This is a genomic window from Streptomyces sp. NRRL B-1140, from assembly GCF_001280065.1.
Classification (GTDB): domain Bacteria; phylum Actinomycetota; class Actinomycetes; order Streptomycetales; family Streptomycetaceae; genus Streptomyces.
Genome location: NZ_LGEA01000162.1, coordinates 103929 through 130172 on the forward strand (window position 1 = coordinate 103929; position 26244 = coordinate 130172).

Sequence of the window (26244 nt, forward strand, 5' to 3'; positions counted from 1 at the left end):
AGGCACGCCGGAGCCACCCCTGGGGGTGCACTTCCGCCGTGAAACCTCGACCGTGACGCCGCGCGCGTACACTGCACGGCCACTTTCAGTCTTGACCTGCTCATGCCATTAGCAGAACGATGTGCGCCACCCGCACCACGTACGTCGCACGGAACAACCCCACCTCCCGCAAGGAGTTTTCATGCGACTTCGCATACGAGGCTCCGGTGCCCGCACCGGCAGACGCACCGCGGCCCTCGCCGGCCTCCTCGCCCTCGTCCTCGCGGCGCCCCTGTCCGCGACGGCCGGCGACGCCACCGCCGACAGCGCCCGGGGGCCGGCCGCCTCGGCGGACGACGTCCGGCAGTACGAGATCCATCTGCACTCGACGGCCCAGGACCGCACGGCACTTCAGCGCACCGGCGTGACCGTCGACGAGGTCCACGGTCACGGTGTCGTGGTCTCCGGCCGCGCCGACCAGATCAGGAAGCTGCGCGCCCTGGGGTACGAGGTCACCCCGCTCGGCGCCGTGCCCGACCGGTCCGCCGGCGAGGACGACGTCCGGCTCCTCGACTTCCCGTCGGCCGACTCGAAGTACCACAACTACGCGGAGATGACGAACGAGATCAACTCGGTCGTCTCGGCCAACCCGTCCATCGCGAGCCAGCGCGTGATCGGCAAGTCCTACCAGGGCCGGAACATCGTCGCCATCAAGATCAGCGACAACGTGAGCACCGACGAGTCCGAGCCGGAGGTGCTGTTCACGCACCACCAGCACGCCCGCGAGCACCTGACCGTCGAGATGGCGCTCTACCTGCTGCGCGAGCTGACCTCCGGCTACGGCTCCGACTCACGCGTCACCGGCATGGTGAACAACCGCGAGATCTGGATCGTCCCGGACATCAACCCGGACGGCGGCGAGTACGACATCGCCACCGGCTCGTACCGCTCCTGGCGCAAGAACCGGCAGCCCAACTCCGGTTCGTCGTACGTCGGTACGGACCTCAACCGCAACTGGGACTACCGCTGGGGCTGCTGCGGCGGCTCCTCCGGCTCCGCGTCCTCCGACACCTACCGGGGTTCGGCCGCGGAGTCGGCGCCCGAGGTGAAGGTCGTCTCCGACTTCGTGCGCAGCCGCGTCGTCGGCGGCAAGCAGCAGATCAAGGCGGGGGTCGACTTCCACACCTACAGCGAGCTGGTGCTGTGGCCGTTCGGCTACACGTACTCCGACACCACGACCGGGATGACCGCGGACGACAACGCGGCGTTCAAGGCGGTCGGCCGGAAGATGGCCGCGAGCAACGGCTACACGGCGGAGCAGTCCAGCGACCTGTACATCACCGACGGGTCGATCGACGACTACCTCTGGGGCACGCACAAGATCTTCGCGTACACCTTCGAGATGTACCCCCGCTCCGGTGGGGGTGGGTTCTACCCGCCCGACGAGGTGATCGAGCGGGAGACCTCCCGTAACCGCGACGCGGTACTGCAGTTGCTGGAGAACGCCGACTGTATGTACCGGTCGATCGGCAAGGAATCGCAGTACTGCGGTTAGGTGACCGGTTCCTCGCGACCCTCGGGTGCGCCGTCCTCGAAGTAGGCGTCGAGGACGGCGTCCAACTGCGCGTCCCACTCCATGAAACGGCTCCTGGCCGGCGCCTCGATCTCGATCGGGTACCAGCGCCGGTCAGGGGTGTGGACGGTGACGGTGTACCGCTTGCCGAAGCGGGCCGTCTCCGTCTCCACCGCGCCGATCTCGTCCCAGCGGAACTCGCACTCCTGGTCGTCCAGGGCCATGCGTACGCCTCTGTGGTCGGCGACCAGCCGGGCGCGGCGGTCGGACGCCTCGAAGACGGGACCGCCGGGCGCGGGTTCCTCCTCCGGTCCGGAGGGTTCGGCCTCCGCCGTGTCCTCCGGCTCGGGGCCGGCCTCCTCGACTTCCTCCGCCTCCTCGACCTCCTCGGCCGCTGCGACCTCAGGCTCCTTCTCCGGCCCGTCCTCCTCGGTCCGTGCGGACGCGGGTGACGTGAGCCCGGGGATGAAAGCCGGGTCGAATCCGGCGCCTTCCAGGGGCTGGCTGCTCGAACCTATGCGCTGCTCCACAGCGGAGCAGTATGGTCGACAAACCTGTGCGGCACACAGCCGACCCCGACTTCGTTATCAGACGCCTACACGAACGGACTCCCGGAGGACGACTTCACAGGGCGAGCCGTCAGCCGAGTACGGCCAACGCGTCGATCTCGATGAGCAGGCCCGCCGGGAGGCCGACGTAGACGGTGGTGCGCGCGGCGGGCGGCTGGGTCAGCCCCTGCTCCTCGAAGTACGCGTTGTAGATCTCGTTCATCTCGGCGAAGTGGGCCACGTCGGTCAGGTAGACGCGGATCATCATCACGTCGTCCCAGCCGGAGCCGCCCTCCTCCAGGATCGCCTTGACGTTGGCCAGGGTCTGGAGGGTCTGCTCGCGCAGGGTCGGCCCGGCGGGCGTGGGCGCCTTGCCCTCCTCCGCGGGCAGGAAGCCGACCTGGCCGGCGACCTGGAGGATGTTGCCCTTCCTCACACCGTGGGAGAACTTCGCCGGCGGGGTGGTGTGGGTCTTCGGGGTGAGCGCGATCTTGTCCATCATGCGGTGCCCTTCACTGGTGTCCTGCCGGAGTACTCGCCGCTGATGGCGTCCGCCGTGCGGCGCACCAGCGGCAGGAGGGTGAGGAGTTCGTCGGCGGTGACGACGACGTTCGGCGCGGAGACCGACATCGCGGCGACGACCCGGCCGTCGGCGCCGCGCACGGGCGCCGCGACGCAGTTGATGGACTCCTCGTGGCCACCGAGGTCGGTGGCCCAGCCCTGTTCGCGCACCTTCTCCAGCTCGCGCAGGAACGCGGCCGCGTCGGGCGTCGAACGGGACGTGTAGGCGGGGTAGTCGAGCTTCTGCGCGATCGCCCGCCGCTCGTGCTCCGGCAGGTCGGCCAGCAGCAGCTTCGCGACCGCCGCGACGGTGAGGGCGACGGGCTTGCCGATGCGGGAGTACATCCGCACGGGGTAGCGGCTGTCGACCTTGTCGATGTAGAGGACCTCGCCCTCCTCGTACACCGCGAGGTGCACGGTGTGCCCGCAGCTCTCGTGGAGGCGGACCAGGTGGGGGTGGGCGATCTCGCGGACGTCGAGGTTCTCCATCGCCTCCTGGGCGAGCGCGAAGAGCCGGGCGCCGAGGCGGTAGCGCTGGTCGGACTGGCGGTAGACCAGGCCGTGCTCGTGGAGGGTGCGCAGCAGGCGCAGGGCCGTGGACTTGTGCACGCCGAGGCGGTCGGCGACCCGCCCCAGGTCGGCGGGGCCCTCGGCGAGCAGCGGCAGGATGCCGAGCGCGCGGTCGACGGACTGGCTCATGGCGTACGTACCTCCTCGGCGGCCCGCTGGGTCCCCTCGGTCCAGCCCGGGCCGAGTCGCAGTCTTCCCCATGCCGCGTCGTCCAGGGCGGCGAGCCGGTCGGCGTGCTCGCGCGCGGGCGGTGCCGCGAGGTCGCCGGGCACGGTGAGCGCGGCCGCGGCCATGAGGTGGCCGTGCCGCAGCCGGTCCCGGACGGGCAGGCCGCGCAGGGTGGCGGAGAGGAACCCGGCGGCGAAGGCGTCTCCCGCACCGACGGCGGCGACGACGTCGACCCGGGGTGCGGGCACGAAGGTGACGTCCCGCTGGTGGAAGACGGTGGCTCCGGCGGCACCCTGCTTGACGACCAGCACCTCGGGTTCGGGGAGGGCGGCGCGGACGGCTTCGGCGCTGTGCAGCCCCCATGCCTCGTCCTGTCCGACGAACACCAGGTCGGCGCACCGGGCGAGGTCGCGCAGGACCGCGGGGGCGTCGCCGCCCCGCCACAGGCCGGGCCGGTGGTTGACGTCGAAGGAGACCAGGGGGCGGCCGGGGCGGCGGGTGGTCAGCTCGCGCATCAGGCCGAGGCAGGTCCCGGACAGGGCGGCGGTGATCCCGGAGAGGTGCAGCACCCGGCCCGCGCGCACCGCCGCCGGGTCCACCGTGCCGGCGGACATCGCCGAGGCGGCCGATCCGGCGCGGTAGTAGGCCACCTCGTGGGCGGCGCCGGACCGGTCCCCGGCGGTGCGGAAGTAGATGCCGGTGGGGCGGTCCGGGTCGCGCCGGACGTGCGTGACGTCGACCCCGTACCCGCCGATCGTCTCCACCAGGTGGTCGCCGAACGGGTCGGCCCCCACGCTGCTGATCCACCGCACGGAGTGGCCCGTCGCCGCCAGCACACAGGCCACGTTCGACTCCGCCCCGCCGATCCCCCGCTCGAAGGACGGCACGTCGGCGAGGGGCCCCGGCCGGGACGGCAGGAACGTCACCATGGACTCACCGAGCGCGACGACGTCCACGACCTCGGGGGCGCCGGGGCCGTCGGGGACGTCTCGGGGTCCGGTGGGGGTCACGATGCTCGTCGCTCCTCGTCGGGGCCGTCGGGGGGCCGATGGCGTTTCATTGACCGGGGGTGGCCGAGATGTTAGACAGCGGTGAGCGCCCTACGCAATGGCGGTTGCAGATGCTGCAACAGAGCAGATCAGGAGAGTTCATGACGGCCGACAGCGCCCAGTCCCTCGCCCGGCTCGCCGCCGAGCGCGTCGACCACCGCTTCAAGGGCCTCCCGCCGGACGCGGACGGGCTGACCGTCGCCGAGCTGGCCGGCCAGCGCCGCAACCTCTTCACCGGCGGCTTCGCCACGCCCGTGCTCGCGCTGTCCGCCGAGCGCCTGGAGCACAACCTGAAGCTCATGGAGACCTACGCGGCCCGGCACGGCCTGGCCTTCGCGCCGCACGGCAAGACCTCCATGGCACCGCAGCTGTTCCAGCGGCAGATCGACCACGGGGCGTGGGGCATCACGCTGGCCGTGCCGCACCAGGTGCGGGTGGCACGGGCCTTCGGGACCCGGCGCGTGTTCCTCGCGAACGAGCTGGTCGACGCGGCGGCCCTGCGCTGGATCGCGGCCGAGCTCGACGCCGACCCGGACTTCGAACTGGTCTGCTACGTCGACTCCGTGCGCGGCGTCGAGCTGATGGACACCGCGCTGCGGGACGCCGGCGCCACGCGCCCCGTGGACGTCGTCGTCGAGCTCGCCGCGGGCGAGGGCGCCCGGACCGGTGTCCGCACGGAGACCGAGTGCGGGGCGGTCGCGGACGCGGTGGCGGGCACCCGGACCCTGCGGCTCGTCGGCGTGGCGGGTTACGAGGGCGAGGTGCCGAAGGCCGACACCGAGCGGGTGACGGCGTGGCTGCGGCGGCTGGTGGCGCTCGCCGCCGACTTCGACAAGGCGGGCCGTTTCGCGGGCCTGGACGAGATCGTGGTCAGCGCGGGCGGCAGCGCCTGGTTCGACGCGGTCGCCGAGGTCTTCGCGGATATCCCCGAACTGTCCCTGCCCGTGCTGAAGTTGCTGCGCTCGGGCGCGTACGTCTCGCACGACGACGGGCACTACCGCAAGCTGACCCCGTTCAACCGGCTCCCCGAGGAGGGCGCCCTGGAACCGGCGTTCCGCCTGTGGACGCAGGTGGTCTCGCGCCCCTCCGCCGAGCAGGCCTTCGTCAACGCCGGCAAGCGGGACGCGGCCTACGACATCGATCTGCCCTTCGCCCAGGTGATCCGCCGGGACGGTGCCGAGCGCCCGGCCACCGGCGTGTCCGTGACCGGCCTGTCCGACCAGCACGCCTGGCTCTCCACCACTGCGGAGGCGGACCTGGAGGTCGGTGACTGGGTCGGGCTCGGGCTGTCCCACCCGTGCACCTCGTTCGACAAGTGGCCGCTGATCCCGGTCGCGGAGGCGGACGGCACGGTCGTCGAGTACGTGCGCACGTTCTTCTAGGAGGCGTGCAGCGATGGAAGAGCTCGTCATCCGGGACGCGGACGTCGTCGACGGCTCCGGCGCGGACGCCTACCGCGCCGATGTCGTGGTCGACGGCGGCCGGATCGTCTCCATCGTCAAGGAGGCCGCGGCGGCCGGATGCCAGCGGCCGAGGGCCCGCCGGGAGCTGGACGCGGAGGGCCTGGTCCTCTCGCCCGGCTTCGTCGACATGCACGCCCACAGCGATCTGGCGCTGCTGCGCGACCCCGACCACAGCGCCAAGGCCGCGCAGGGCGTGACCCTGGAGGTCATCGGCCAGGACGGACTGTCGTACGCACCGGTCGACGACCGCACGCTCGGCGAGGTGCGGCGGGCGATCGCCGGGTGGAACGGCCCGGGGGACGACGTCGACTTCGACTGGCGCACGGTCGGCGAGTATCTGGACCGGCTGGACCGCGGCATCGCCGTGAACGCGGCCTACCTGATCCCGCAGGGCACGGTCCGGGCGCTCGCCGTCGGCTGGGAGGACCGCGAGGCGACCGAGCAGGAGCTGGACCGGATGCGGCTGCTGGTGGCCGAGGGTCTGGAGCAGGGCGCGGTCGGCATGTCGTCGGGGCTGACGTACACACCGGGCATGTACGCGCCCGACGCCGAACTGACCGAGCTCTGCCGGGTGGTGGCCTCCTACGGCGGCTACTACTGCCCGCACCACCGCTCCTACGGCGCCGGGGCACTCCGGGCGTACGAGGAGATGGTCGCGCTGACCCGCGAGGCGGGCTGCTCCCTCCATCTCGCCCACGCCACCATGAACTTCGGCGTGAACCGGGGCCGGGCACCCGAGCTGCTGACCCTGCTGGACGAGGCCCTCGCGGCCGGGTCCGACATCAGCCTCGACACCTACCCGTACACCCCCGGCTGTACGACACTCGCGGCCGTGCTGCCGAGCTGGGCGAGCGAGGGCGGCCCCGAGCAGACCCTGAAGCGGCTGGCGGACGAGGAGACGGCCGAGCTCATCCGGCACCATCTGGAGGTCACCGGCTCGGACGGCTGTCACGGCGTGCCCGTCGAGTGGGACACGATCGAGATCTCGGGTGTGAGCGACCCGGCTCTGGCCGATTTCGTCGGCCTGACGCTCCGGGAGGCGGCGGACCGGCGGGGCGAGACGCCCTGGGCGACCGCCCGCCACCTGCTGCTGGCCGACCGGCTGGCCCCGACGATCCTCCAGCACGTCGGCCACGAGGAGAACGTCCGGGCGATCATGCGCCACCGGGTGCACACCGGCGGCTCGGACGGCATCCTCCAGGGAGCGAAGCCCCACCCTCGCGCCTACGGCACGTTCCCGCACTATCTGGGGCACTACGTCAGGGAGTCCGGAGTGCTGTCGCTGGAGGAGTGCGTCGCGCACCTCACGTCCCGCCCGGCGGCGCGGCTCCGGCTGCCCGACCGGGGGCTGGTCCGCGAGGGTTACAAGGCCGACCTGGTGCTGTTCGACCCGGAGACGGTCGCGGCGGGCTCCACGTTCGCGGAGCCGCGCACGCTCCCGGTGGGCATTCCCCACGTCCTGGTCGACGGCCGGTTCGTGATCGAGGACGGCCGGCGCACGGACGCGCTGGCGGGCCGGGCGGTCCGCAGGACTCCTCCCGCGTGACCGCCCGGCCGGCACCCTGCATTACGGCCTTTTACGGCTTTTACGGCTTTGCGGCTTTTACGGCTTTTACGGCTTGGGCAGGGTGCAGCCGCTCGCGCTCAGGTCGAGCTTGTTGTCGATCCCGAAGCAGGCGGGGATCCCGTAGGTCTCCTGGGCGTAGTTGATGCCCTTGCGGACGGTGACATTGCCGTTCGCGTCGACCTCGCACGGGTTGTTCACCGTGCAGCGCTCGCCGTCCTCGTTGCCGGTGTTGTTGATGGCGACGACCTTGTTGGTGGCCTGGTCGACGACGGGCGAGCCGGACGTGCCGCCGATGGTGTTGCAGGCGGAGGTGTAACGGACCGAGTCCTTCCAGGTCCAGTCGCCCTCCTTGAGGGTGGGGACGAACCCGTCGATGTTGCAGCTGTAGATCCGCTTCCAGTAGCCGGAGGGGATGGAGATGGCGGTGCCGGCGACGGGGTGACTGTCGTTCAGCGTCAGCGCGTTGATGTTGTACGAGCTCTTGATCTGCGCGTACGTGGTGGTGAGCTGGTACAGCGCGACGTCCGTGTCGGTCATCGTGCCGTAGGCGAGCTTGGCGGCGCGCAGGGTGGCCACGCGCGAGCCGGAGGCGTTCAGCAGGGTGAAGGTGCGGCTGGAGGCCTTGTCGACGAGGACCTGGCCGGGGCCGGGGAATCCGGACTCCAGACAGTGGCCGTTGGTCATGACGAGCGCCGGGTCGTCGGCCTCGGAGTCCGGCATGCGGACGACCGAGCCGGAGCAGTTGCTGAGCGCGACGGTGCCGGCGAAGTTCACGGCCTTGGTCTGAGGGCCGCGGAGGCCGGACAGCGTCTGCTCCACGGACGTGACCACGCCGGAGACGGCGGACGTGGCCGAGCCCGTGTCCGCGGCCTTGCCGACGCCCGTGGGGGCGGCCTCGGCAGCGGTCGCGGGGGCCGCGCCGGCCCCGGCTATCGCCAGGGCGCAGAACGCGGCGGCGAGAGGTTTTCTCATGGGGGGTCCCCTCTTGCGACGGAGGCGGCCGGAAATCCTCCGGCCGCCTGCACGATTGTCATGTGCATTGTGATCGCGCGAAAGGGGATGGCACAAGAACCTGTTCCACAACCGGAACTCAGGCGTCCGGAGCGACCCTACTCAACCCCCCTCACGGGCAGGTCACTTGGGGCCCTTGGTGCCGCCGGGACCATGTCCGGGTTTCCCCTCGGGCCGGCCGGGGGCCGAGGCCGTGGCGGTGGGACTGGGAGTGGAGCCCGCCGGGGCCGTGGTCGTGGAGATGCCGGACGGAGGACGCGCGCCGCCTTCCGTGGCGGACGCGGACGGGGTCCGGCTCACCGTGAGGGACGAACTCGCCGGACTCGACGGACTCGTGGGCGCGGCGCCGGCCGGCTCACCGGAGTCCCCCGGCCGGCCCGCGGTCGGGGCGTCGGGGCTCGCCGCCGCACCGGCGTCCGCGGGTGACGCCGACGAGGACTCCCCCGCCGCCGGACCGGTACGGCCGCGTTCACCGCCCCGCGTCCCGCCGGAGGACCCACCCGAGAAGGAGACCCCGGCGATGAGCACGGCCGCCGACACGGCCCCCACGGCACCGGCGACGACCGCCACCCGGCGCGACCGCCACACGGGCGGCTTGTGCCGCCCCCGGTGCCCGGCCCGGGGCCGGCCATCCGACCCCGGCACCACCGGCAGCTCGCGCGTCTCACCGATGCCGTCAGAGCCGCCGGGAGGGGGGTGGGCGAGGGCGCCGCCGAAGCGGGCGGGCCCGCCGGTGCCGCCCAAGTGCGTCGGCCCGCCGCGGGCATCGTCCGCACCACCGTGGTGATACGCGTGACCGCCGGTGCCGCCGGGGTACGTCGGTCCGCCGCGGGCGTCGTCGGCAGCGTCGCCGGAGTACGCCGGGCCACTGTGCGTGCCGTACGCACCGGCACCGGAAAGGCCGCCCGTTCCGCCACCGCCGGTCGTACCGCCACCCGGGTGCGGCGTGCTCCCGGCGGCCGCCGGGCCGGTCGCGCCGTACACGTCCTGCCATCCGTGCGCCGCCGCCGGATCCGCGTAGGCGTCGTACGCCGGAGGTGCGGCTCCCTGCGGCAGGTAGACGTTCGGCGGGCCCTGCGGCTCACCGCCCGTCGCTCCCTCGGCGTAATCGAATGGCTTGAACATGGCGGGGCATTCTAGGGACTGAAGAGGCTGGTGGGACAGCGTGTGGCGATATCACCCCAAATCCCCGCGTCTCACGTGGCGGAAAACACGACCCGGGAGGCGTTACCGGGCCGTAAGCTCCCAGACATGCAGGTGATCCAGTCGACCAAGCTCGCCAACGTCTGTTACGAGATCCGGGGCCCGGTGCTCGAGGAGGCGATGCGCCTGGAAGCGGCCGGTCACCGGATCCTCAAGCTGAACACCGGCAATCCGGCCGCGTTCGGCTTCGAGTGCCCGCCGGAGATCCTGGAGGACATCCTCCGCAACGTCTCCACCGCGCACGGCTACGGCGACGCCAAGGGCCTGCTGGCCGCACGCCGGGCCGTCGTCATGCACAACCAGACCCTCGGCATCGAGACCGACGTCGAGCACGTCTTCATCGGCAACGGCGTCTCCGAGCTGATCGTGATGGCGATGCAGGGCCTGCTGGACGACGGCGACGAGGTCCTCGTGCCCGCGCCCGACTATCCACTGTGGACCGCCGCCGTCTCCCTGTCCGGCGGCACCGCCGTGCACTACCGCTGCGACGAGCAGGCCGACTGGATGCCGGACCTCGCCGACATCGAGCGCAAGGTCACCGACCGCACCAAGGCGCTCGTGATCATCAACCCCAACAACCCGACGGGGGCCGTCTACGACGAGGCGATGATCAAGGGTCTGACCGACATCGCCCGCCGGCACAACCTCCTGGTCTGCTCCGACGAGATCTACGACAAGATCCTCTACGACGGCGCCACGCACACCCCCACCGCCTCCGTCGCCCCGGACCTGCTCACCCTCACCTTCAACGGCATGTCGAAGGCCTACCGGGTCGCCGGTTACCGGGTCGGCTGGATGTCGATCTCCGGTCCGCGCGCCCACGCCGACTCCTACATCGAGGGCCTGACGATCCTGGCGAACATGCGTCTGTGCGCGAACATGCCGGGACAGCACGGAGTCGTCGCGGCGCTCAGCGGGCGCCAGACGATCAACGACCTGGTACTGCCGGGCGGACGGCTGCGCGAGCAGCGGGACACGGCGTACGAGCTGCTGACCCAGATTCCCGGTGTGACCTGCGTGAAGCCCAAGGGCGCGCTGTACCTCTTCCCGCGCCTGGACCCCAAGGTCTTCAAGATCAAGGACGACCGCCGCATGGTCCTGGACCTGCTCCGGCGCGAGAAGATCATGGTCGTTCAGGGCACCGGCTTCAACTGGCCGGAGCCGGACCACTTCCGGGTGGTGACCCTGCCGACGGTCGGGGACCTGACCGACGCGGTGGGGCGGATCGGCCACTTCCTGGACGGCTACAGCCAGCCCTGACCCGCACACGCCGCACACCGCACGCCCATGGACTGCCCGCTCACGCTATGTGCGCGGGCAGTCCGATGTTGTGAGCGGCTCAACTTTAGACGAAATCTAAGCTAGGATGGTTTCCTGTAAGAGCTCAGGAGGCCTTCCCATGTACGAACCGATCCGCACCAAGTCGGTCCACAGCACGGTGGACGGCCCCAACCCGGACTTCCCCCACCGTTCCCGCGAGGAAGAGCTGGACATCCAGCTCGCGGGCCATCTCGCCGCCCTGCTCGCCGTCACGGACGAGCTGCGCGCGACGGAGGGCTCGGCCGACCTGGACGCGGCGGCGGAGCGGCTCGCGGAGCAGGTGAGCAGGCTGCGCGGTGGACGCACTCCGGTGCGCGCGCCGATGACCGGCCGTCGCGGGGCCGGCGCCGCCGCCCTGCACCAGCGGGCGCACGCCCTGGCAGGCCGCGCACTGGTCGTCGCCGCCTCCCGCGCCGACACGGCGGTCGCGATCCTGGCCGCCGAGCGGATGGACGCCCACACGGCGGCCCTGGATCCCCGCGAACTCGCGTCCCACTGAGCCCTTCGGCTTCCCTGCCCCTTCGGGGGATCTTTGAGCCCCGAGCCCCCATGGGCCCCGGCTCCCCTGTGCGGCCCCGGTCCGCGCGCACCCGCAGCGACGCGCGGACCGGGCGCCACTAACCCCTTCGTGAGGGCGATCAGGTACCCCGCCACAGTTCGCCACGCCTGTTGCACACGAACCCGTGCCACCTCGACCGCGGAGATCGCCGAGGCGGCATTCGCCGTGGACTCAAGGAGCGAGGCCCGGCAATCACCCCCACGAGAGGCGGCGGGGCACATTCCGGGAGGTCTCCGCGTGGCGGGCGGCGCAGCGGGCCCGCACTGCGGGAGGGAGGCCGGGGCCCAGCACGCGGCGGTCACCGACCCTTAGGCGCGCCTCAGCGCGGGCAACAGGCGGAGCGCGTTGTCGCGGTTGATGCCGCGTCGCTGGCGGTCGGTGAACACGGGGTCGGTCTCGATGGCCGGCACCGTGAAGTCGGTGATGATGTCTGCGGAGGCGGCCGGCCAGTCGGTGCCGAAGAGGATCCGGTCGGCGCCGGCGGTGGCCACCAGAGTGCCCGAGGGAGCCGACGGGCCCGCCGTGTCGTAGTAGAAGCGGTGGAGGTAGTCCCGTACACGCGCGGCATCGAGGGGTGGGGTGCAGAAGCCGCCGAAGGCCTCCATGCGGGTGGCGATCTGAGGGAGGAATCCTCCGGCGTGCGGCAGGATGACCGACAGGTGCGGGTAGCGGTCGAGTGTCCTGGTGCGGATCAGGTTCACAGCAGCGCGCGTGGTGTCCAGCAGGAAATCGCACATGAAGTTCGGAATTCCGGGGACGGTGGGCACGCCGGGTGTTCCGCCCGGGAGGTCGAGCGGATGCGTGAAGAGGACCGCGGCGCGCTCGTCGAGTTCGGCGAGGAGGCGGTCGTACGAGGGATCACCGAGGTAGACACCGTTGTAGTTGGCTTTCACGCTGGCTCCGACGGCACCGAGCTCGTCGAAGGCGCGGCGGAGAGCCCACGTGGTCACTTCGGGATGGTCCAGGACAGCAGGAGCGAGGACGGCGAAACGGCCCGGGTGCAGGGACACCAGGTCGGCCATCGCCTCGAAGACGACGGTGAGACCTTCCCTGGCCTGCGCCGCGGTGCGGTACCGGTCCTGCATGGTCGGGTTGAGGACCGCGGTCGCGATTCCGGCTTGGTCCATCAGCGCCAGGGTGGAGTCCAGATCCCAACGCGCCCACCACAGCAGCTCCTGCCGCTGCACCAGGCCCTCACGCTCCGCCCAGTCAACCCATGCCGGAGCGGTGAAATGGTGGTGGACGTCGATCCTTGCCCGGTCGGCGCCATCGCCGCTCCTCGAGCCTCGCGGCACCGCTTCCCCCCTGGCCAGAGAGCTGGACTCGCCGGTGGCGGCGACGGTGGTCGCCAACGCCCCGCCGGCGATGAGCAGACCGCGCCGGCTCATGGCCCGGGTCGATTCGGACATCCGCGTTCCCCATCTGTGGCGCCATCGGTTTGCCGCACCACGATGGCCCGTCGGCGGGCCCACGATCACCACGGCGTGCCCTGTTCGAGGTCGGTTCCCTCGGACGGCCGCGGTCCAGCCCACCGGCTGAGCTCGCTGAGGTGGCTCGGGCCTTAGAAGCCGCCCTCGACGAGTCGGCACCGAAGCCGAGTCGGGGCGCGGGCTGGCGTTGCTGGACGCACTGGCCGTGCGGTGGGGTGTGGAGCAGGAGGCCGGTCGTAAGACCGTGTGGTGCGCGCTGGACACCGAAACCGGCACGGACACCGGCACCGGCACCGGCACCGGCACCGGCACCCCGAAAACGCCCGAGCGCTCCGGTCGACGTGGGACGTCGGCCGGAGCGCTCGGTCAGTCATCGGCACGTTCGTGAGCCCGCGGGGCGGGCCGTGCCGAAGCGGGCGGGAGGGGGCCTGCCGCCGCGGTTCCCGTCGGGGCGGACGGAGAGCGGCGACGGACCCGGAACCCCGCACGCCGTTGTGCGGGCCCCGCCGGTCTGTCCCGCGGCCGGCCGTGACGATGTTGCTGGTCAGGGCACTGTCGGTTCCGGCCGGCCGCGGAGTTCGGGGTGGGGATCAGCCCAGGCGCTCCACCAGCGCGCGGTACTGGTCCCACAGCTCCTTCGGCGTGTGGTCGCCGAAGGTGTTGAGGTGCTCGGGGACCAGGGCGGCCTCCTCGCGCCAGACCTCCTTGTCGACCGTGAGCAGGAACTCCAGGTCGGACTCGGCCAGCTCCAGGCCGTTGGTGTCCAGGGCCTCCTTGGTCGGCAGGATGCCGATCGGCGTCTCGACGCCCTCGGCCGTGCCGTCCAGGCGCTCCACGATCCACTTCAGGACGCGGCTGTTCTCACCGAAGCCGGGCCAGACGAACTTGCCCTCGTCGTCCTTGCGGAACCAGTTGACGTAGTAGATCTTCGGCAGCTTGGACTGGTCCTTGTCCTTGGCCACGTCGACCCAGTGGGCCATGTAGTCGCCCATGTTGTAGCCGCAGAACGGCAGCATCGCGAACGGGTCGCGGCGCAGCTCGCCGACCTTGCCCTCGGCGGCGGCGGTCTTCTCGGAGGCCACGTTGGCGCCGAGGAAGACGCCGTGGTTCCAGTCGAAGGACTCCGTCACCAGCGGTACGGCGGTGGCGCGGCGGCCGCCGAAGAGGATCGCCGAGATCGGCACGCCCTTGGGGTCCTCCCACTCGGGCGCGATGATCGGGCACTGCGAGGCCGGGACGGTGAAGCGGGCGTTGGGGTGGGCGGCCGGAACGCCGGACTCCGGCGTCCAGTCGTTGCCCTTCCAGTCGGTGAGGTGGGCCGGAGTCTCCTCCGTCATGCCCTCCCACCAGATGTCGTTGTCGTCGGTGAGGGCGACGTTGGTGAAGACGGAGTTGCCCCAGAGCGTCTTCATCGCGTTGGCATTGGTGTGCTCGCCGGTGCCGGGCGCGACGCCGAAGAAACCGGCCTCGGGGTTGATGGCGTAGAGGCGGCCGTCCTCGCCGAAGCGCATCCAGGCGATGTCGTCGCCGATGGTCTCGACCGTCCAGCCGGGGATGGTCGGCTCCAGCATGGCGAGGTTGGTCTTGCCGCAGGCGCTCGGGAAGGCCGCGGCGACGTACTTGGCCTCGCCGCGCGGCGGGGTCAGCTTCAGCACGAGCATGTGCTCGGCGAGCCAGCCCTCGTCACGCGCCATGACGGAGGCGATGCGCAGGGCGTAGCACTTCTTGCCGAGCAGGGCGTTGCCGCCGTAGCCGGAGCCGTAGGACCAGATCTCCCGGTCCTCGGGGAAGTGCGAGATGTACTTGGTCTGGTTGCAGGGCCAGGGGACGTCCGCCTGGCCGGGCTCCAGCGGGGCGCCGAGGGTGTGGACGGCCTTGACGAAGAAGCCGTCGGAGCCGAGCTCGTCCAGGACGGCCTGGCCCATACGGGTCATGGTGCGCATGGAGACGGCGACGTACGCCGAGTCGGTGATCTCCACGCCGAGTGCGGACAGCGGCGAGCCGAGCGGGCCCATGCAGAAGGGCACGACGTACATGGTCCGGCCGCGCATGGAGCCGCGGAAGAGACCGCCCTGACCGCCGGAGCCCTGGAAGATCTCCCGCATCTCGGCGGGGGCCTTCCAGTGGTTGGTCGGGCCGGCGTCCGCCTCCTTCTCGGAGCAGATGAAGGTCCGGTCCTCGACGCGCGCTACGTCGGTGGGGTCGGAGGCGGCGTAGTAGGAGTGGGGGCGCTTGATCGGGTCGAGTTTGCGGAAGGTGCCCTTCTCGACGAGCTCCTCGCACAGCCGCTCGTACTCGGCCTCGGATCCGTCACACCAGACCACGTTGTCCGGCTGCGTCAGCTCGGCGATCTCGTTGACCCACGAGATCAGCCCCTGATGGGTGGTGGGGACGGTGGGAGCCGCGATGTCGCGCGCCACGATTGCTCCTAAATGAGGGATTTTTTGTGATGTGGAGGCCCCGTGGGGGCTGCGACCCGGATGCTTCAGGGTTGAACTTGGCGCTCATCCGGTGCCGACCGCACTCATTTGATCATCCGACGTGCGCGCCCATCTGTCCAGAGGAGCGCACAGGTGAGCAACGTGAGGCTCGCCACGGTTTCCCGCGCCGCTTTACGTGCACGTTGCGTTCACCAGACGGTTCGTTTGCGTAACCACCGCCAGGTCACGGTGAGAGGATGGCCACTCTTCGCCTTGCAATCAGTGGCTCTGATACGTGACTTACGGCGCCGTAGCTACCATTCGCCCATGACTGCGTTCGTCCCCGACGCGCCCACGGACTCGGCGGCCGACGGCCACGGTCCGAAGGCGCTCTCCCTGCCGCACCCGGTGAAGCCGAAGCTGCGCGGGTGGCTGCATCTCGGCATGTTCCCGGCCGTTCTGATCGCGGGCCTCGTGCTCACGGCCCTGGCCGACTCCTCCAGAGGGCGCATCGCCTGCGGCATCTACGTGCTCACGGCGTGCCTGCTGTTCGGCGTGAGCGCGCTGTACCACCGGGGCAACTGGAGCCCGCGCATGGACGGCGTCCTGCGCCGGCTGGACCACGCCAACATCTTCCTGATCATCGCGGGCACCTACACGCCGCTGACCATGCTGCTGCTGCCGGGCGCCAAGGGTCAGTGGCTGCTGTGGGGCATCTGGGCCGCCGCCGCGGCCGGCATCCTCTTCCGCGTCTTCTGGGTCGGCGCCCCGCGCTGGCTCTACACGCCCTGCTACATCGCGATGGGCTGGGCGGCCGTCTTCTACCTGCCGGACTTCATGCGGACCGGCGGCATAGCCGTCCTGGTCCTGGTCATCGTCGGCGGCCTGCTCTACAGCGCGGGCGGCGTGGTCTACGGGATCAAGCGGCCCAACCCGTCACCGCGCTGGTTCGGCTTCCACGAGGTGTTCCACTCGTTCACCCTGGCGGCCTTCATCACGCACTACGTGGGGATCTCGCTGGTGGCCTACCAGCACGGATAGCGCCCTCCCACCCCTTCGGGCCACGGCTTTCGGCCGTGGCCTTCCGCATGCCCGGATCACTGGGATGGCCGACCATGGGAAATCCTGAGGCCGGCGCGTTGCGCCATGGCATCCTGACCGGGTGAACGGTCCCGAGATCGACGTCGAGTTCGCCCCCGAACTGCACGTGTTCGTGCCCCGGGCCCGGCAGTCGGGCAGCGTGCGGGCCACCACGGACGGCGTTTCCAGCCTCGGCCATGTCGTCGAGTCGCTGGGCGTACCGCTGACCGAGGTCGGCGTGCTGCTCGTGGACGGCCGCGAGGTGCCCTTCGCACACGTCCCCACGGCCGGCGAGTCGGTGACGGTGCGGGCCGTCGCCCGCCCCCAGCAGGTGCCGGGCGCTCCCCTGCGATTCCTCCTCGACGTGCACCTGGGCACGCTGGCCCGCCGGCTGCGCCTGCTCGGTGTGGACACGGCCTACGAGTCGACCGACATCGGTGACCCGGCCCTCGCGGCGCGTTCGGCGGCCGAGCGACGGGTGATGCTGAGCCGCGACCGGGGGCTGCTGCGGCGGCGCGAGCTGTGGGCCGGGGCGTTCGTGTACAGCACGCGGCCCGAGGAGCAGCTGCGTGACGTGCTGGAACGGTTCCGGCCCGAACTGCTGCCGTGGACGCGGTGCACGGCCTGCAACGGGATGCTGCGCACGGCGAGCAAGGACGAGGTCGCCGATCAGCTGAAGCACGGTACGCATGCGACGTACGACGTGTTCGCGCGGTGCGGTGCATGTGGGCGGGCCTACTGGAAGGGCGCACACCACGAGCAGTTGGAGGCCATCGTGGAGCAGGCGCTCGCGCTCCGCGCGGAGCGCCGTTGACTCTTCAGCGCCGCGGGGAACCGCGGGACCGGCGTGGCTGGTCGCGCAGTTCCCCGCGCCCCTGAGGGCGCGCCCCTCGATGGCGCTCTCAACGCCTGGTCACGTCCCCCTTGCCGCAGGCGACTCCGTCCCTGTTCCGGTCCAGGCCCAGGGGGTCGTCCTTGCCGTTGATCTTCAGGCGGCCGTAGTCGTTGGCCTTGAGCCACTCGCAGCGTGCCGCCGTCGTCTTCTTCACCTCCGCCGGGAAGTCCGTCGGCACGCAGACGTTGATCGAGCCGTAGTGGCGGTCGCAGCCGGAGATCGTCGGGCTGACCTTCTGCGACGTCCGCTTCTTGCCGGGCTTGACCACTTTGCCCGTGGGCTCGTCCGCGAAGTCGTGGACGTGGGCCGAGGCGTCCGTCGCCTTGAGTGCCTGCGGGCCCTGAAGGTGCACCCACTTCGCCACCGAGGGCACGCCGTTCGCGTCGACCGCGAAGAGCATGTACCAGCCGGGCGGGGCCAGGTTGGGGTTGCTCGTGACGTTCAGGTCGACGTTGTTGCCGTCGACCGACAGCGGCAGGTCCACGAACCGCTGGTTCGGGTCCGAGGAGTGCGTGACGGCGGCCGGGCGGATCAGCTCGGCCTTGGCGATGGGCCGGTCGACGGTGATCCGCTGGGTGTCGCCGTAGTTCCACTCGGTGTCGATGACCGAGGTGATCTGCGGGCGGGGCCCCTTGAAGAGGTAGGGCGGGCTGTAGACCGACACGTCGTGGTTCCATGTGCCGTTGCCCGGGTTGTCGCCGGTCGTCATCACCCGGCCGTCCGGGAGCAGGAACGCCGAGGAGTGGTAGCCGCGTGCCTCGGGGTCGACGGCGACCGGGTCGAAGGTCTCCGACGCGGGGTCGAAGATCGACGTCTCGTACACCGGGTTGGCGCGGTTGTGCAGGGCGCCGCCCGTCTCCAGCACCTTGCCGTCGGGCAGCAGCACCGCGGAGACGTACATCTTGCCCTGGTTCCCGGTCTGCGGGACCGGGCCGTTGCCGTGGTCGACGGTGCCCTGCGGGATCGGCGGACCGGCGACGTAGGCGGGGTTGGGCTGCTTGAGGTCGATGATGTCGGTCAGGCGGTTGGCGTCCGGGTTGGAGTCGATGTTGCCGCCGCCGAGGGTGAGGACCTTCTGGTCCTGCGCCGGGGGCAGCAGCACGCTCGCCGACTGGTCGCGCTCGTCCTTGTTCCGCAGGCCCGGCACCTGGGTGGTGGTGTTGGCGCCGTAGTCGTAGATCGCCGATCCCGTGCCCGGGATGTTGTTGCCGAAGACGTGGCTGCCCGAGTAGAAGAGGCGGCCGTCCTGCATGAGGATCATCGACGGGTACAGGCCCCAGTAGGACCAGGTCTGGTTGACCTTCCACAGCGGCTGCCACCGCTGCTCGGCCTCGGAGAACAGCTCGGCGGTGACCGAGCCGGTGGAGTCCTCGCGCAGCCCGCCGAAGGAGATGACGTCACCGTTGCCGAGGATCGTCGCCGACGGGTACCAGTGGCCGTCGTTCATGTCGTTGGTCTTGGTGTACGTCTCGGTCTTCGGGTCGAAGACGTACGAGTCCTTGAAGCCCTCGTAGCCGTGCCCGCCCGGCACCGGGTACGCCTTGTTGCCGCTCATCACCAGCACGCGCCCGTCCTGGAGCTGCACATGGCCGGCGCAGAACATGTCCTTCGGCGTGGGGATGACCTTGTAGGTGCCGTTCTGCGGGTCGTACACCGCCGAGGTGAAGGTGCCCGCCTCGAACATCGACTCGTCGTTGCCGGAGCCCGCGATCAGCAGCACCTTGCCGTTGTTCAGGACGACCGAGTGCATGGAGCGGACGGGGTTCTGCGTGGGCAGCACGTCCCACTTGCCGTTGGCGCACTGCTCGGCGGTGCCGGTGCACGCGGGCGGCAGGACCGGGTCGGGCACCTGGTCCATGGTGTAGTCGTCGGTGGTGGCGGAGCCGGTGCCGTAGACGGAGACGCCCCAGGTGATGCGGTCGGTGCCGGCCGGGACCTCGGGGGTGCGGACGGTGGCCTCGGTCCAGGTCCCGGCCAGGTCCAGCGTCTTGAGGTCGGTCCAGTACTGCCAGCCGGCCGTCGTGTCGTGCCGGAACAGGGTGATCGCCGCGTCCGGGGTCGTCGTCTTGTACCAGAGGCCGAGGTCGTACTGCTTGCCCGGCGTCACCACCGGCGCGCACGCGGCGGACTCGGTGATCAGCGCCTTGCGGTCGCCGTCGACCCGGCGGGTCAGCTCGACCTTCATGGCCTTGGAGCCGGTGTGGGCGTCGGACGTGGTGGTGAAGGTGAAGTCGTTGTCGCCCCAGCCGGACCTCTCCCAGCAGTAGGGCATGCCGTCGGTGCCGGCGGTCTCGAAGCCGGGGTTCTTGATGAGGTTGGCGGCGGAGGCGGGCTGGGGTGTGGACAGGAGCAGGCCCGAGGTGAGGCCCGCGACGGACAGGAGTGCGGTCGTTCTGCGACGAAGGTTCACGTGGTTCTCCTCGCGGTGCGGCTCCCGCGCGCGGGCTTCCCACGGCCCCGGCGCGGCAGGTAGACCAGCGCTTCGGTCCCGGCGAAGCGCAGCACGAACGTCGTCACCAGCGCGAGCGCGGTGGCCGACAGCACGCCCAGGTCGAGCTGGTGCACGAACAGGGCGATCAGCGGGATGCGCAGCACGAGGTCGGCGTTGGCGAGCAGCGCGAACCGACCGGCCCGGTCCCACCAGCGGCGGTGCCGGCGCCGCTCGCGGAACAGCAGGTGCTCGATGAGCAGGAAGTTCCAGGCGACGCCGAGCTGGTTGGCGAGGATCTCCGCCGGTACGTAGTGCATGCCGAGCGCGTTCAGCGCCCACAAGCCGACCAGGTTCGGCAGGAAGCCCGTCAGCCCGATCAGGCCGAACCCGACCATGCGGGCGACCGGGGATGCGGTGCGCAGCCCGGCCAGGTGGCGCAGGAAGCGGAAGCCCTCCTGCGCGGTCGACTTGGACTCCCCGGCGAACCGATCCTGGAAGACGAAGGGCACCTCGGTGACCGTGCGCGGGCGGCTGCGGACGGCGAGTTCGAGGAGGATCTTGTAGCCGAGCGGCTGGAGGACCTCGGCGGTGACCGCGCTGCGGCGGATCGCGAAGAAGCCGCTCATCGGGTCGCTGATGCCGTGCAGCCGGCGCGGGAACAGCGCCTTGGTCAGCCAGGTCGCCCCGCGCGAGACGAACACGCGGTAGCTGCCCGCGAGTCCGGCCCGGCTGCCTCCCTTGATGTAACGGGAGGCCACGACGAGCCCGGCGTTCGCCCGCTCGCCGGTGGCGACCAGGTCGGGCACGAGGGACGGCGGGTGCTGGCAGTCGCCGTCCATGACGACGATCCAGTCCGAGCCGGCCGCCTTCAGGCCCTCGACGACGGCGCCGCCGAGTCCGCCCACCGGCTCCTCGCGGTGCAGCACGGTGACGGGGAAGGGGCAGTCCTGCGCCGCCTTCTCGATGACCTCGGGCGTGTCGTCGGTGGAGTCGTCCACGAAGACGACCTCGCAGGGCAGCCGGGCCGGGACGGCCTCGGTGATCTGGCGCAGCAACTGCCGTACGTTCGCCGACTCGTTGAACGTCGGTACGACGATGGTGACGGCGCCCGGCTCGGGGACCTCGGTGGTCTCGGTCTCGACGATCTCACCGGGGACGGTGTACTCCTGGCTCATCGCGCGCCTCCGGCGGACGTCTGGATCTGGCGGATCTCGATGCGGTCCTCGCCGGTGCCGAAGGTGGCGACCGGGTCGGAGTGCTCCATGGCGGCCTTGACGTTGGGCAGGTCGGCCGCGTCGCGTCGTACGGTCGGCGAGGCGACGACGTAGTCGAGGTCCTTCCAGCCGCGCGGCATCGTCTTCGTCACCGCCGGGTCCAGGTCGGCCTTGTAGAACCAGATGACGCCGAGGCCGGGCCGGTAGCCGTGGTGCACGAGGTCCAGCCAGAGTGCGTCGTCGACCAGCACCCGGGTGCGCTCGGGTTCCTCGACCTCCGTGGCCAGCCACGTGGAGGCGGCCTGGTAGGGGGCGTTGGCGTCGGTGGTGACGGCCGTGCGGGCGCCGTCGTACCAGTGGGGGACGACGTAGGCGCCGGCGGCGAGCGCGAGGACACCGGCGAGTGCGTACCGGCCCGCGCTGACGTACCGTTTCTCCGCCTCGGAGCGCCAGCGGCTCAGCACGGCGTGGGCGACCGACGCGGTGCCTCCGGCGAGGACCAGCGCGAGGAACGGCAGCGCCTGGATGACGTACATCGCGGGCAGGTAGCCGTTGGGGCGCAGGGCCAGCGCGGCGAAGATCGCGACCGCCAGGGCGGGTCCGGCCAGGGCGCGGGCGGTGACCGACCAGCGCCACGTGAGGAGCAGCAGCAGGGCGCCCGCGAGGCCGCCGAGGGGCAGGATCCGGTCGTAGTACAGCCACGACTGGAGCACGCCCCAGGAGCCGGAGCCCTGGTCGAGAATGAAGCCCGAACCGGGCCTGGTCATCTGGTACTTGACGCCGTCCCAGAGGGACACGTGCCCGGCGCCCGGCATCAGCTCGCCCTTGAGCAGGGCGAACAGCGGATACGAGAAGCCGATCAGGGCGCAGGCCGTGACGGCTCCGGTGAGGGCGAACTTGCGGGTGTCCCGGTGGCTGTGACGCCACATGGTGAGGAACAGGGCGGGCAGGACGACGAGCATCGTCTCCTTGGTGAGCACGGCCGTGGCGGCCGCGATGCCCGCGCCGAAGTGGTGCCAGAGGTGACGGCTCGGGGAGGCGGCCAGGGTGAAGGCCAGCAGCGTCCACATCACCGCGAGGTTGTCGAGGAAGATCTCCCGCTGGAGCACGATCGACAGCGGCGAGAGCCCGAAGAACACCATGCCGAGCGCGGCCGCCCAGCGGGGCAGGGCGAGGCGCCGGCCCAGCACGTAGACCAGCACCGCGCTGATGCCGCTGATCACCAGCATCGCGGCGCGCATGGTGCCCACCGTCATCGACTCGGGGCTGATCAGCGCGGGAATCCAGGTCAGCAGCGCGATCTGGATCCAGCCGAGCGGCGGATGGTCGTACCAGTAGGTGTAGTGAGCGAGTCCGTCGCCCTGCTGCACCGACCAGGCCTGGGCGAGATAGGTGCCCTCGTCGTCGCTGAGGGCCGGGTAGTCGGCGATGTTCCAGCCCTGCACGACGAGGATCGCCACGAGGAGGACGCCGCACAGGATCAGGTCGGGCCGCGAGGAGCGCAGCCGGCGCGGCGGCTCCACGCGGCGGTGCGTACCGGTTCGGGGCGCGGGCCGGCGCTGCGCGGGGACCGTCGCAGTGGCCGCCGCGGGAAGGGTGGAGGTCACGCGGGAACGTCCTCTCGGGTCGCGTCCTGCCGGGCCACGGTGCTCTCGCCGAGGTGCGCGCCGACGTGCGTCGTCAACTCCCAGTCGTTGCGGCCGCGTTGCTCCCGCCACACGGCCCGCAGGGCCGCACCGGCGAGCAGGACCTGGTAGAAGGGGCCGCCCAGGATCAGCTTCAGATAGTGCGCGAAGCGGACGCGCAGCCCGTACTGCCTGCCGAAGTCGTGCAGTCCGACGATTTCGAAGACGAAGGTGACCAGGGCGGTGACGGCCGGCAGGAAGGTGATGAAGGCGATGCCGACGGGCACGTCCAGGAAGAGGGCGATCGCCACGTTGAGCGGGATGATCAGGCCGGTGAAGGCCTGCATGAACGGGGTCATCAGGGTGTAACGGGCGAGCAGCCGCTGCCCGAGGGTGGGCAGTTGCCTCCAGTCCTTCTTCCGGTACACCTGCAGGAAGCCCTGGTTCCAGCGGGTGCGCTGCTTCAGCAGGGACATCAGCGAGCCCGGGGTCTCCTCCCGGGTCACCATGTCGGAGTCGTAGGCGACGACGACCTTCTTGCCGACGCTGGACAGGCGCACGCCCAGGTCGCAGTCCTCGGCGAGGCAGTTCGGATCCCAGCCGCCGGCTTCCCTCAGGACGTCCGTGCGGACGAAGACGGTGTTTCCGCCAAGCGGAATGAAACCTTTCTGCGCATGCAGATGGAGCCGCGAGCGGAACCAGAAGAAGTACTCCAGGCAGTTGCGCAGGCTGTACCAGCTGGAGTGGAAGTTGATCAGCTGCACCCCACCCTGCACGACGTCCGCGCCGGTGGTGAGGAAGGCGTGGTCGACGTGGGCGAGGAGCTCGGGGTGGACCTGGTCCTCCGCGTCGAAGACCCCGACGACGTCGCCGCGGCAGTGCGGCAGCGCCGTGTTCATGGCCTTCGGCTTGTTCTTCTTCTCGTGCGTGTCGACGACGACCCGGACCCGTCGGTCACGCGCGGCGGCCGTCTCGGCCACCGCGGTGGTCTCCGGGTCGTCGTGCCCGACGATCACGATGATCTCGAAGTCGGTGTGGCTCGACTCCAGCAGCCGCTGGATCGTGTGGTCCAGCACCGCCTGTTCGTGCCGGGCGGGCAGCAGCAGCGAGAAGGAGACGTGCTCGTCCCCGTCCGGACTGCTGAACCGGGTGGAGGCGAGCACTTCCGGCGTACGCCAGGCGTGCATCTGCCACCACAGGGTGAACGCCGCCATCCAGAACAGGGCAAGCGAAACGGCAGCGATGAAGACAGACGTCAGCAAACAGATCCCCCCAGATCCCAGAACCCCCGGTCGCGACGGCGGGCCGATACGGCCTCGTCCGCCACGTCACTGTGCAGACATTAGGGGGGAACTGTGAAGCCCGGGGGCTGTTCAGATAAAGACCATGTTTCCGTTCATACGTGACTTCAGCCACTCAAGACCGTACGCAGCCGGTCAGGCTCCGTCGTCGGCGCGTCACACGTGAAGTTACGGCAGACGTACGCGGACGGTTCACCGCCGACCAGCGGACGGTCCGCGAGCAGGGGAAACTCCTCGCTCCCCGCAACACCCACCGCGACCACCGCACCGGGCGCGGTGCCCAGAAGTGCCGTCCGGTGCAGGGCCCTCGTGCCCTCGTCGTCCAGGGCCGGACCCACGATCGCGACCTCGCGCGGACCGTCCAGCACGGCCTCCGCCGCGGCCAGCCCCCAGCCGATGAACCGGGGCACCCGCGGTCCCAGCGCCTTCACCACACCCAACGCCCTTTCGGCGCCGGTCCGGTGAGGCTCGGACCCGGTGTGCGCGGCGTAACCCAGCAGGGCGTTCGCCGCCGCGGTCCAGCCGGACGGGGCCGCGTTGTCGGTCGGGTCCTGCGGGCGGCGGATCAGCCGCTCGGCGTCGGCCGCGGTGTCGTACAGCGCACCCGACTCGGGGTCGGTGAACCGGACCAGGACGTGATCGAGGAGGAACCCGGCGAACTCCAGCCAGACGCCCTCCCCGGTGACGGACGCGAGCGCGAGGAAACCCTCCGCCACGTCCGCGTAGTCCTCCAGCACACCGGCGTTGGCACCGGCGTGACCGTCCTTGCTGGTGCGGGTGAGCCGGGCCTGCTCGTCCAGGTGCAGCCGCACGAGGAGGTCGGCCGCGGCGACGGCGGCCTCGACCAGGTCCGGCCGGTCGAAGTAGGCGCCGGTCTCGGCGAGCGCGGCGATCGCCAGGCCGTTCCAGGCGGCGACCACCTTGTCGTCCCGGCCGGGCGCGGGCCGCCGCGACCTCGCCGCGAGCAGCCGCTCCCTGAGGGAGGCGACCTTCTCCGCGTCTACGAGACCGTCCCGCACGGGCAGTTGGAGGACGGACGCGCCCTCCTCGAAAGTCCCCTCCTCGGTCACCCCGAAGTGCCGCACCGCCAGCTCGGCGTCCGCCTCACCGAGCACCTCCCGCAACTGCTCCGGCGTCCACACGTAGTACGCGCCCTCGACGTGCCGGCCCGTCCCGTCGTCGCTGTCGGCATCCAGCGCGGAGGCGAACCCGCCCTCGGCCGTGCGCAGTTCACGCACCATGAAGTCGGCCGTCTCCAGGGCGACGCGCCGCGCGAGCTCCGAACCGGTGGAGCGCCACAGATGGGCGTACACCCGGCACAGCAGGGCGTTGTCGTACAGCATCTTCTCGAAGTGCGGCACGACCCAGTCGCGGTCGACCGAGTAGCGGGCGAAGCCGCCCCCGAGCTGGTCGTAGATCCCGCCCCGGGCCATGCGCTCGCACGTGTCCTGCGCCATCTGCAGAGCACCCTCGGCGCCCGTCCGCGCATGGTGCCTCAGCAGGAACTCCAGCACCATGGACGGCGGGAACTTCGGCGCCCCGCCGAAACCGCCGCGCTGCGGGTCGTACTCCCGGGTGAGCCCGAGCAGCGCCTGCGCGAGCTCCTCCTCGCCCGGGGTCCGCGCGTCGCCGTAGGAGATCTCCCGCCCGGCCAGATCCCGGACGATCTTCGTGGCGACCTCGGTCACCTCGTCCCGCCGCTCGTCCCACGCCTGGTGCACGCCCTGGAGCACCTGCCGGAAGGAGGGCATGCCCTGGCGGGGAGCGGGCGGGAAGTACGTACCGAAGTAGAACGGCTCGCCGTCCGGGGTGAGGAAGACGGTCATGGGCCAGCCACCCTGCCCGGTCGCCGCCTGCACGGCCTCCATGTAGACGGCGTCGACGTCGGGGCGCTCTTCGCGGTCGACCTTGACGCTCACGTAGTGCGCGTTGAGGTACTCGGCGGTCTGCTGGTCCTCGAAGGACTCGTGCGCCATGACATGGCACCAGTGACAGCTGCTGTATCCGACGCTGAGCAGCACGGGCACGTTCCGCTTCCGGGCCTCTTCGAAAGCCTCTTCCGACCAGGGCCACCAGTCGACGGGGTTGTCGGCGTGCTGGAGCAGGTACGGGGACGTTTCATGAGCCAGTCGGTTCGGCATGCTTCCATCCTGCCTCACACCGGCCACCCGGCCACGGAACGCGGCCCCCTCGCGCGCAGGCCGCTCGTAGGCCACCGGACCGCAACCGTTGATCGTCGCCCCCTCGCGCTCGCGCCTCCCACCAAGGACACTCGTA

At 70.8% G+C, this 26244-nt stretch carries 20 protein-coding genes; 7 read left to right on the top strand and 13 right to left on the bottom strand.

Going from position 1 to position 26244, the window contains the following annotated elements:
• Window positions 1-181: 181 nt before the first annotated feature.
• Window positions 182-1534, top strand: coding sequence for a M14 family metallopeptidase (locus ADK65_RS34950; protein ID WP_053675383.1), 1353 nt, complete (start codon window positions 182-184; stop codon window positions 1532-1534).
• Here ADK65_RS34950 and ADK65_RS34955 read toward each other — a convergent pair.
• The 4 genes from ADK65_RS34955 to ADK65_RS34970 form a co-directional block, all read right to left on the bottom strand.
• Window positions 1531-2082, bottom strand: coding sequence for a hypothetical protein (locus tag ADK65_RS34955; RefSeq protein ID WP_053675385.1), 552 nt, complete (start codon window positions 2080-2082; stop codon window positions 1531-1533). The genes ADK65_RS34950 and ADK65_RS34955 overlap by 4 nt on opposite strands.
• Window positions 2083-2191: 109 nt before the next feature.
• Window positions 2192-2602 (bottom strand): RidA family protein, encoded by a 411-nt coding sequence (locus ADK65_RS34960; protein ID WP_053675387.1) that lies wholly within the window; start codon window positions 2600-2602, stop codon window positions 2192-2194.
• Window positions 2599-3360 carry an IclR family transcriptional regulator gene (locus ADK65_RS34965; RefSeq protein ID WP_053675389.1) on the bottom strand — a complete coding sequence of 254 codons (762 nt, stop codon included), beginning with the start codon at window positions 3358-3360 and terminating at the stop codon, window positions 2599-2601. Before ADK65_RS34965 ends, ADK65_RS34960 begins: the two co-directional genes overlap by 4 nt.
• A complete protein-coding gene (locus ADK65_RS34970) occupies window positions 3357-4409 on the bottom strand; it encodes a sugar kinase (protein ID WP_053675390.1) in 1053 nt (350 codons plus the stop codon). Before ADK65_RS34970 ends, ADK65_RS34965 begins: the two co-directional genes overlap by 4 nt.
• A 140-nt stretch (window positions 4410-4549) precedes the next feature.
• Here ADK65_RS34970 and ADK65_RS34975 point away from each other — a divergent pair, with 140 nt between their 5' ends.
• Together ADK65_RS34975 and ADK65_RS34980 are read left to right on the top strand one after the other, a co-directional pair.
• Complete coding sequence (locus ADK65_RS34975; RefSeq protein WP_053675392.1) at window positions 4550-5830, top strand: amino acid deaminase; 1281 nt, start codon at window positions 4550-4552, stop codon at window positions 5828-5830.
• A gap of 13 nt (window positions 5831-5843) precedes the next feature.
• The gene (locus ADK65_RS34980; protein ID WP_053675394.1) at window positions 5844-7457 is read left to right on the top strand and encodes an N-acyl-D-amino-acid deacylase family protein; all 1614 of its coding nucleotides are present in this window, start codon (window positions 5844-5846) and stop codon (window positions 7455-7457) included.
• A 66-nt stretch (window positions 7458-7523) separates the two neighbouring features.
• On the opposite strand, the gene ADK65_RS34985 is transcribed toward ADK65_RS34980, so the two are convergent.
• Complete coding sequence (locus ADK65_RS34985) at window positions 7524-8450, bottom strand: S1 family peptidase (RefSeq protein WP_053675396.1); 927 nt, start codon at window positions 8448-8450, stop codon at window positions 7524-7526.
• A gap of 162 nt (window positions 8451-8612) precedes the next feature.
• Window positions 8613-9614 carry a hypothetical protein gene (locus ADK65_RS34990; protein ID WP_053675398.1) on the bottom strand — a complete coding sequence of 334 codons (1002 nt, stop codon included), beginning with the start codon at window positions 9612-9614 and terminating at the stop codon, window positions 8613-8615.
• A gap of 126 nt (window positions 9615-9740) precedes the next feature.
• Between ADK65_RS34990 and ADK65_RS34995 the strand changes: the two genes are divergently transcribed.
• Together ADK65_RS34995 and ADK65_RS35000 are read left to right on the top strand one after the other, a co-directional pair.
• Complete coding sequence (locus tag ADK65_RS34995) at window positions 9741-10952, top strand: pyridoxal phosphate-dependent aminotransferase (RefSeq protein ID WP_053675399.1); 1212 nt, start codon at window positions 9741-9743, stop codon at window positions 10950-10952.
• A gap of 139 nt (window positions 10953-11091) precedes the next feature.
• Window positions 11092-11511: a hypothetical protein gene (locus ADK65_RS35000; protein ID WP_053675401.1), complete on the top strand. Its 420-nt coding sequence runs from the start codon at window positions 11092-11094 to the stop codon at window positions 11509-11511.
• Between the two features lie 368 nt (window positions 11512-11879).
• On the opposite strand, the gene ADK65_RS35005 is transcribed toward ADK65_RS35000, so the two are convergent.
• Entirely contained in the window at window positions 11880-12980 is a 1101-nt protein-coding gene (locus tag ADK65_RS35005) for an amidohydrolase family protein (RefSeq protein ID WP_107092456.1), read from the bottom strand.
• 611 nt (window positions 12981-13591) lie between these two features.
• Window positions 13592-15421 carry a phosphoenolpyruvate carboxykinase (GTP) gene (locus tag ADK65_RS35015; RefSeq protein ID WP_053675405.1) on the bottom strand — a complete coding sequence of 610 codons (1830 nt, stop codon included), beginning with the start codon at window positions 15419-15421 and terminating at the stop codon, window positions 13592-13594.
• 327 nt (window positions 15422-15748) lie between these two features.
• Here ADK65_RS35015 and trhA point away from each other — a divergent pair, with 327 nt between their 5' ends.
• Together trhA and ADK65_RS35025 are read left to right on the top strand one after the other, a co-directional pair.
• Window positions 15749-16462, top strand: coding sequence for a PAQR family membrane homeostasis protein TrhA (trhA, locus tag ADK65_RS35020; protein WP_053675407.1), 714 nt, complete (start codon window positions 15749-15751; stop codon window positions 16460-16462).
• Between the two features lie 121 nt (window positions 16463-16583).
• Window positions 16584-17315 carry a Mut7-C RNAse domain-containing protein gene (locus tag ADK65_RS35025; RefSeq protein WP_053675409.1) on the top strand — a complete coding sequence of 244 codons (732 nt, stop codon included), beginning with the start codon at window positions 16584-16586 and terminating at the stop codon, window positions 17313-17315.
• Window positions 17316-17403: 88 nt separating this feature from the next.
• Here ADK65_RS35025 and ADK65_RS35030 read toward each other — a convergent pair whose 3' ends face one another.
• From ADK65_RS35030 to ADK65_RS35050, 5 genes are all read right to left on the bottom strand, one after another.
• On the bottom strand, window positions 17404-19806 hold the full coding sequence (locus ADK65_RS35030; RefSeq protein ID WP_053675411.1) for a galactose oxidase-like domain-containing protein: 2403 nt from the start codon (window positions 19804-19806) through the stop codon (window positions 17404-17406).
• Window positions 19803-21002 (bottom strand): glycosyltransferase, encoded by a 1200-nt coding sequence (locus ADK65_RS35035; protein WP_053675413.1) that lies wholly within the window; start codon window positions 21000-21002, stop codon window positions 19803-19805. Before ADK65_RS35035 ends, ADK65_RS35030 begins: the two co-directional genes overlap by 4 nt.
• Entirely contained in the window at window positions 20999-22648 is a 1650-nt protein-coding gene (locus ADK65_RS35040) for an ArnT family glycosyltransferase (protein ID WP_053675415.1), read from the bottom strand. The genes ADK65_RS35035 and ADK65_RS35040 overlap by 4 nt, the downstream gene beginning before the upstream one ends.
• Entirely contained in the window at window positions 22645-23928 is a 1284-nt protein-coding gene (locus tag ADK65_RS35045) for a glycosyltransferase (RefSeq protein WP_053675417.1), read from the bottom strand. The genes ADK65_RS35040 and ADK65_RS35045 overlap by 4 nt, the downstream gene beginning before the upstream one ends.
• A 146-nt stretch (window positions 23929-24074) precedes the next feature.
• Window positions 24075-26108, bottom strand: coding sequence for a thioredoxin domain-containing protein (locus ADK65_RS35050; protein ID WP_053675419.1), 2034 nt, complete (start codon window positions 26106-26108; stop codon window positions 24075-24077).
• Window positions 26109-26244: the final 136 nt, after the last annotated feature.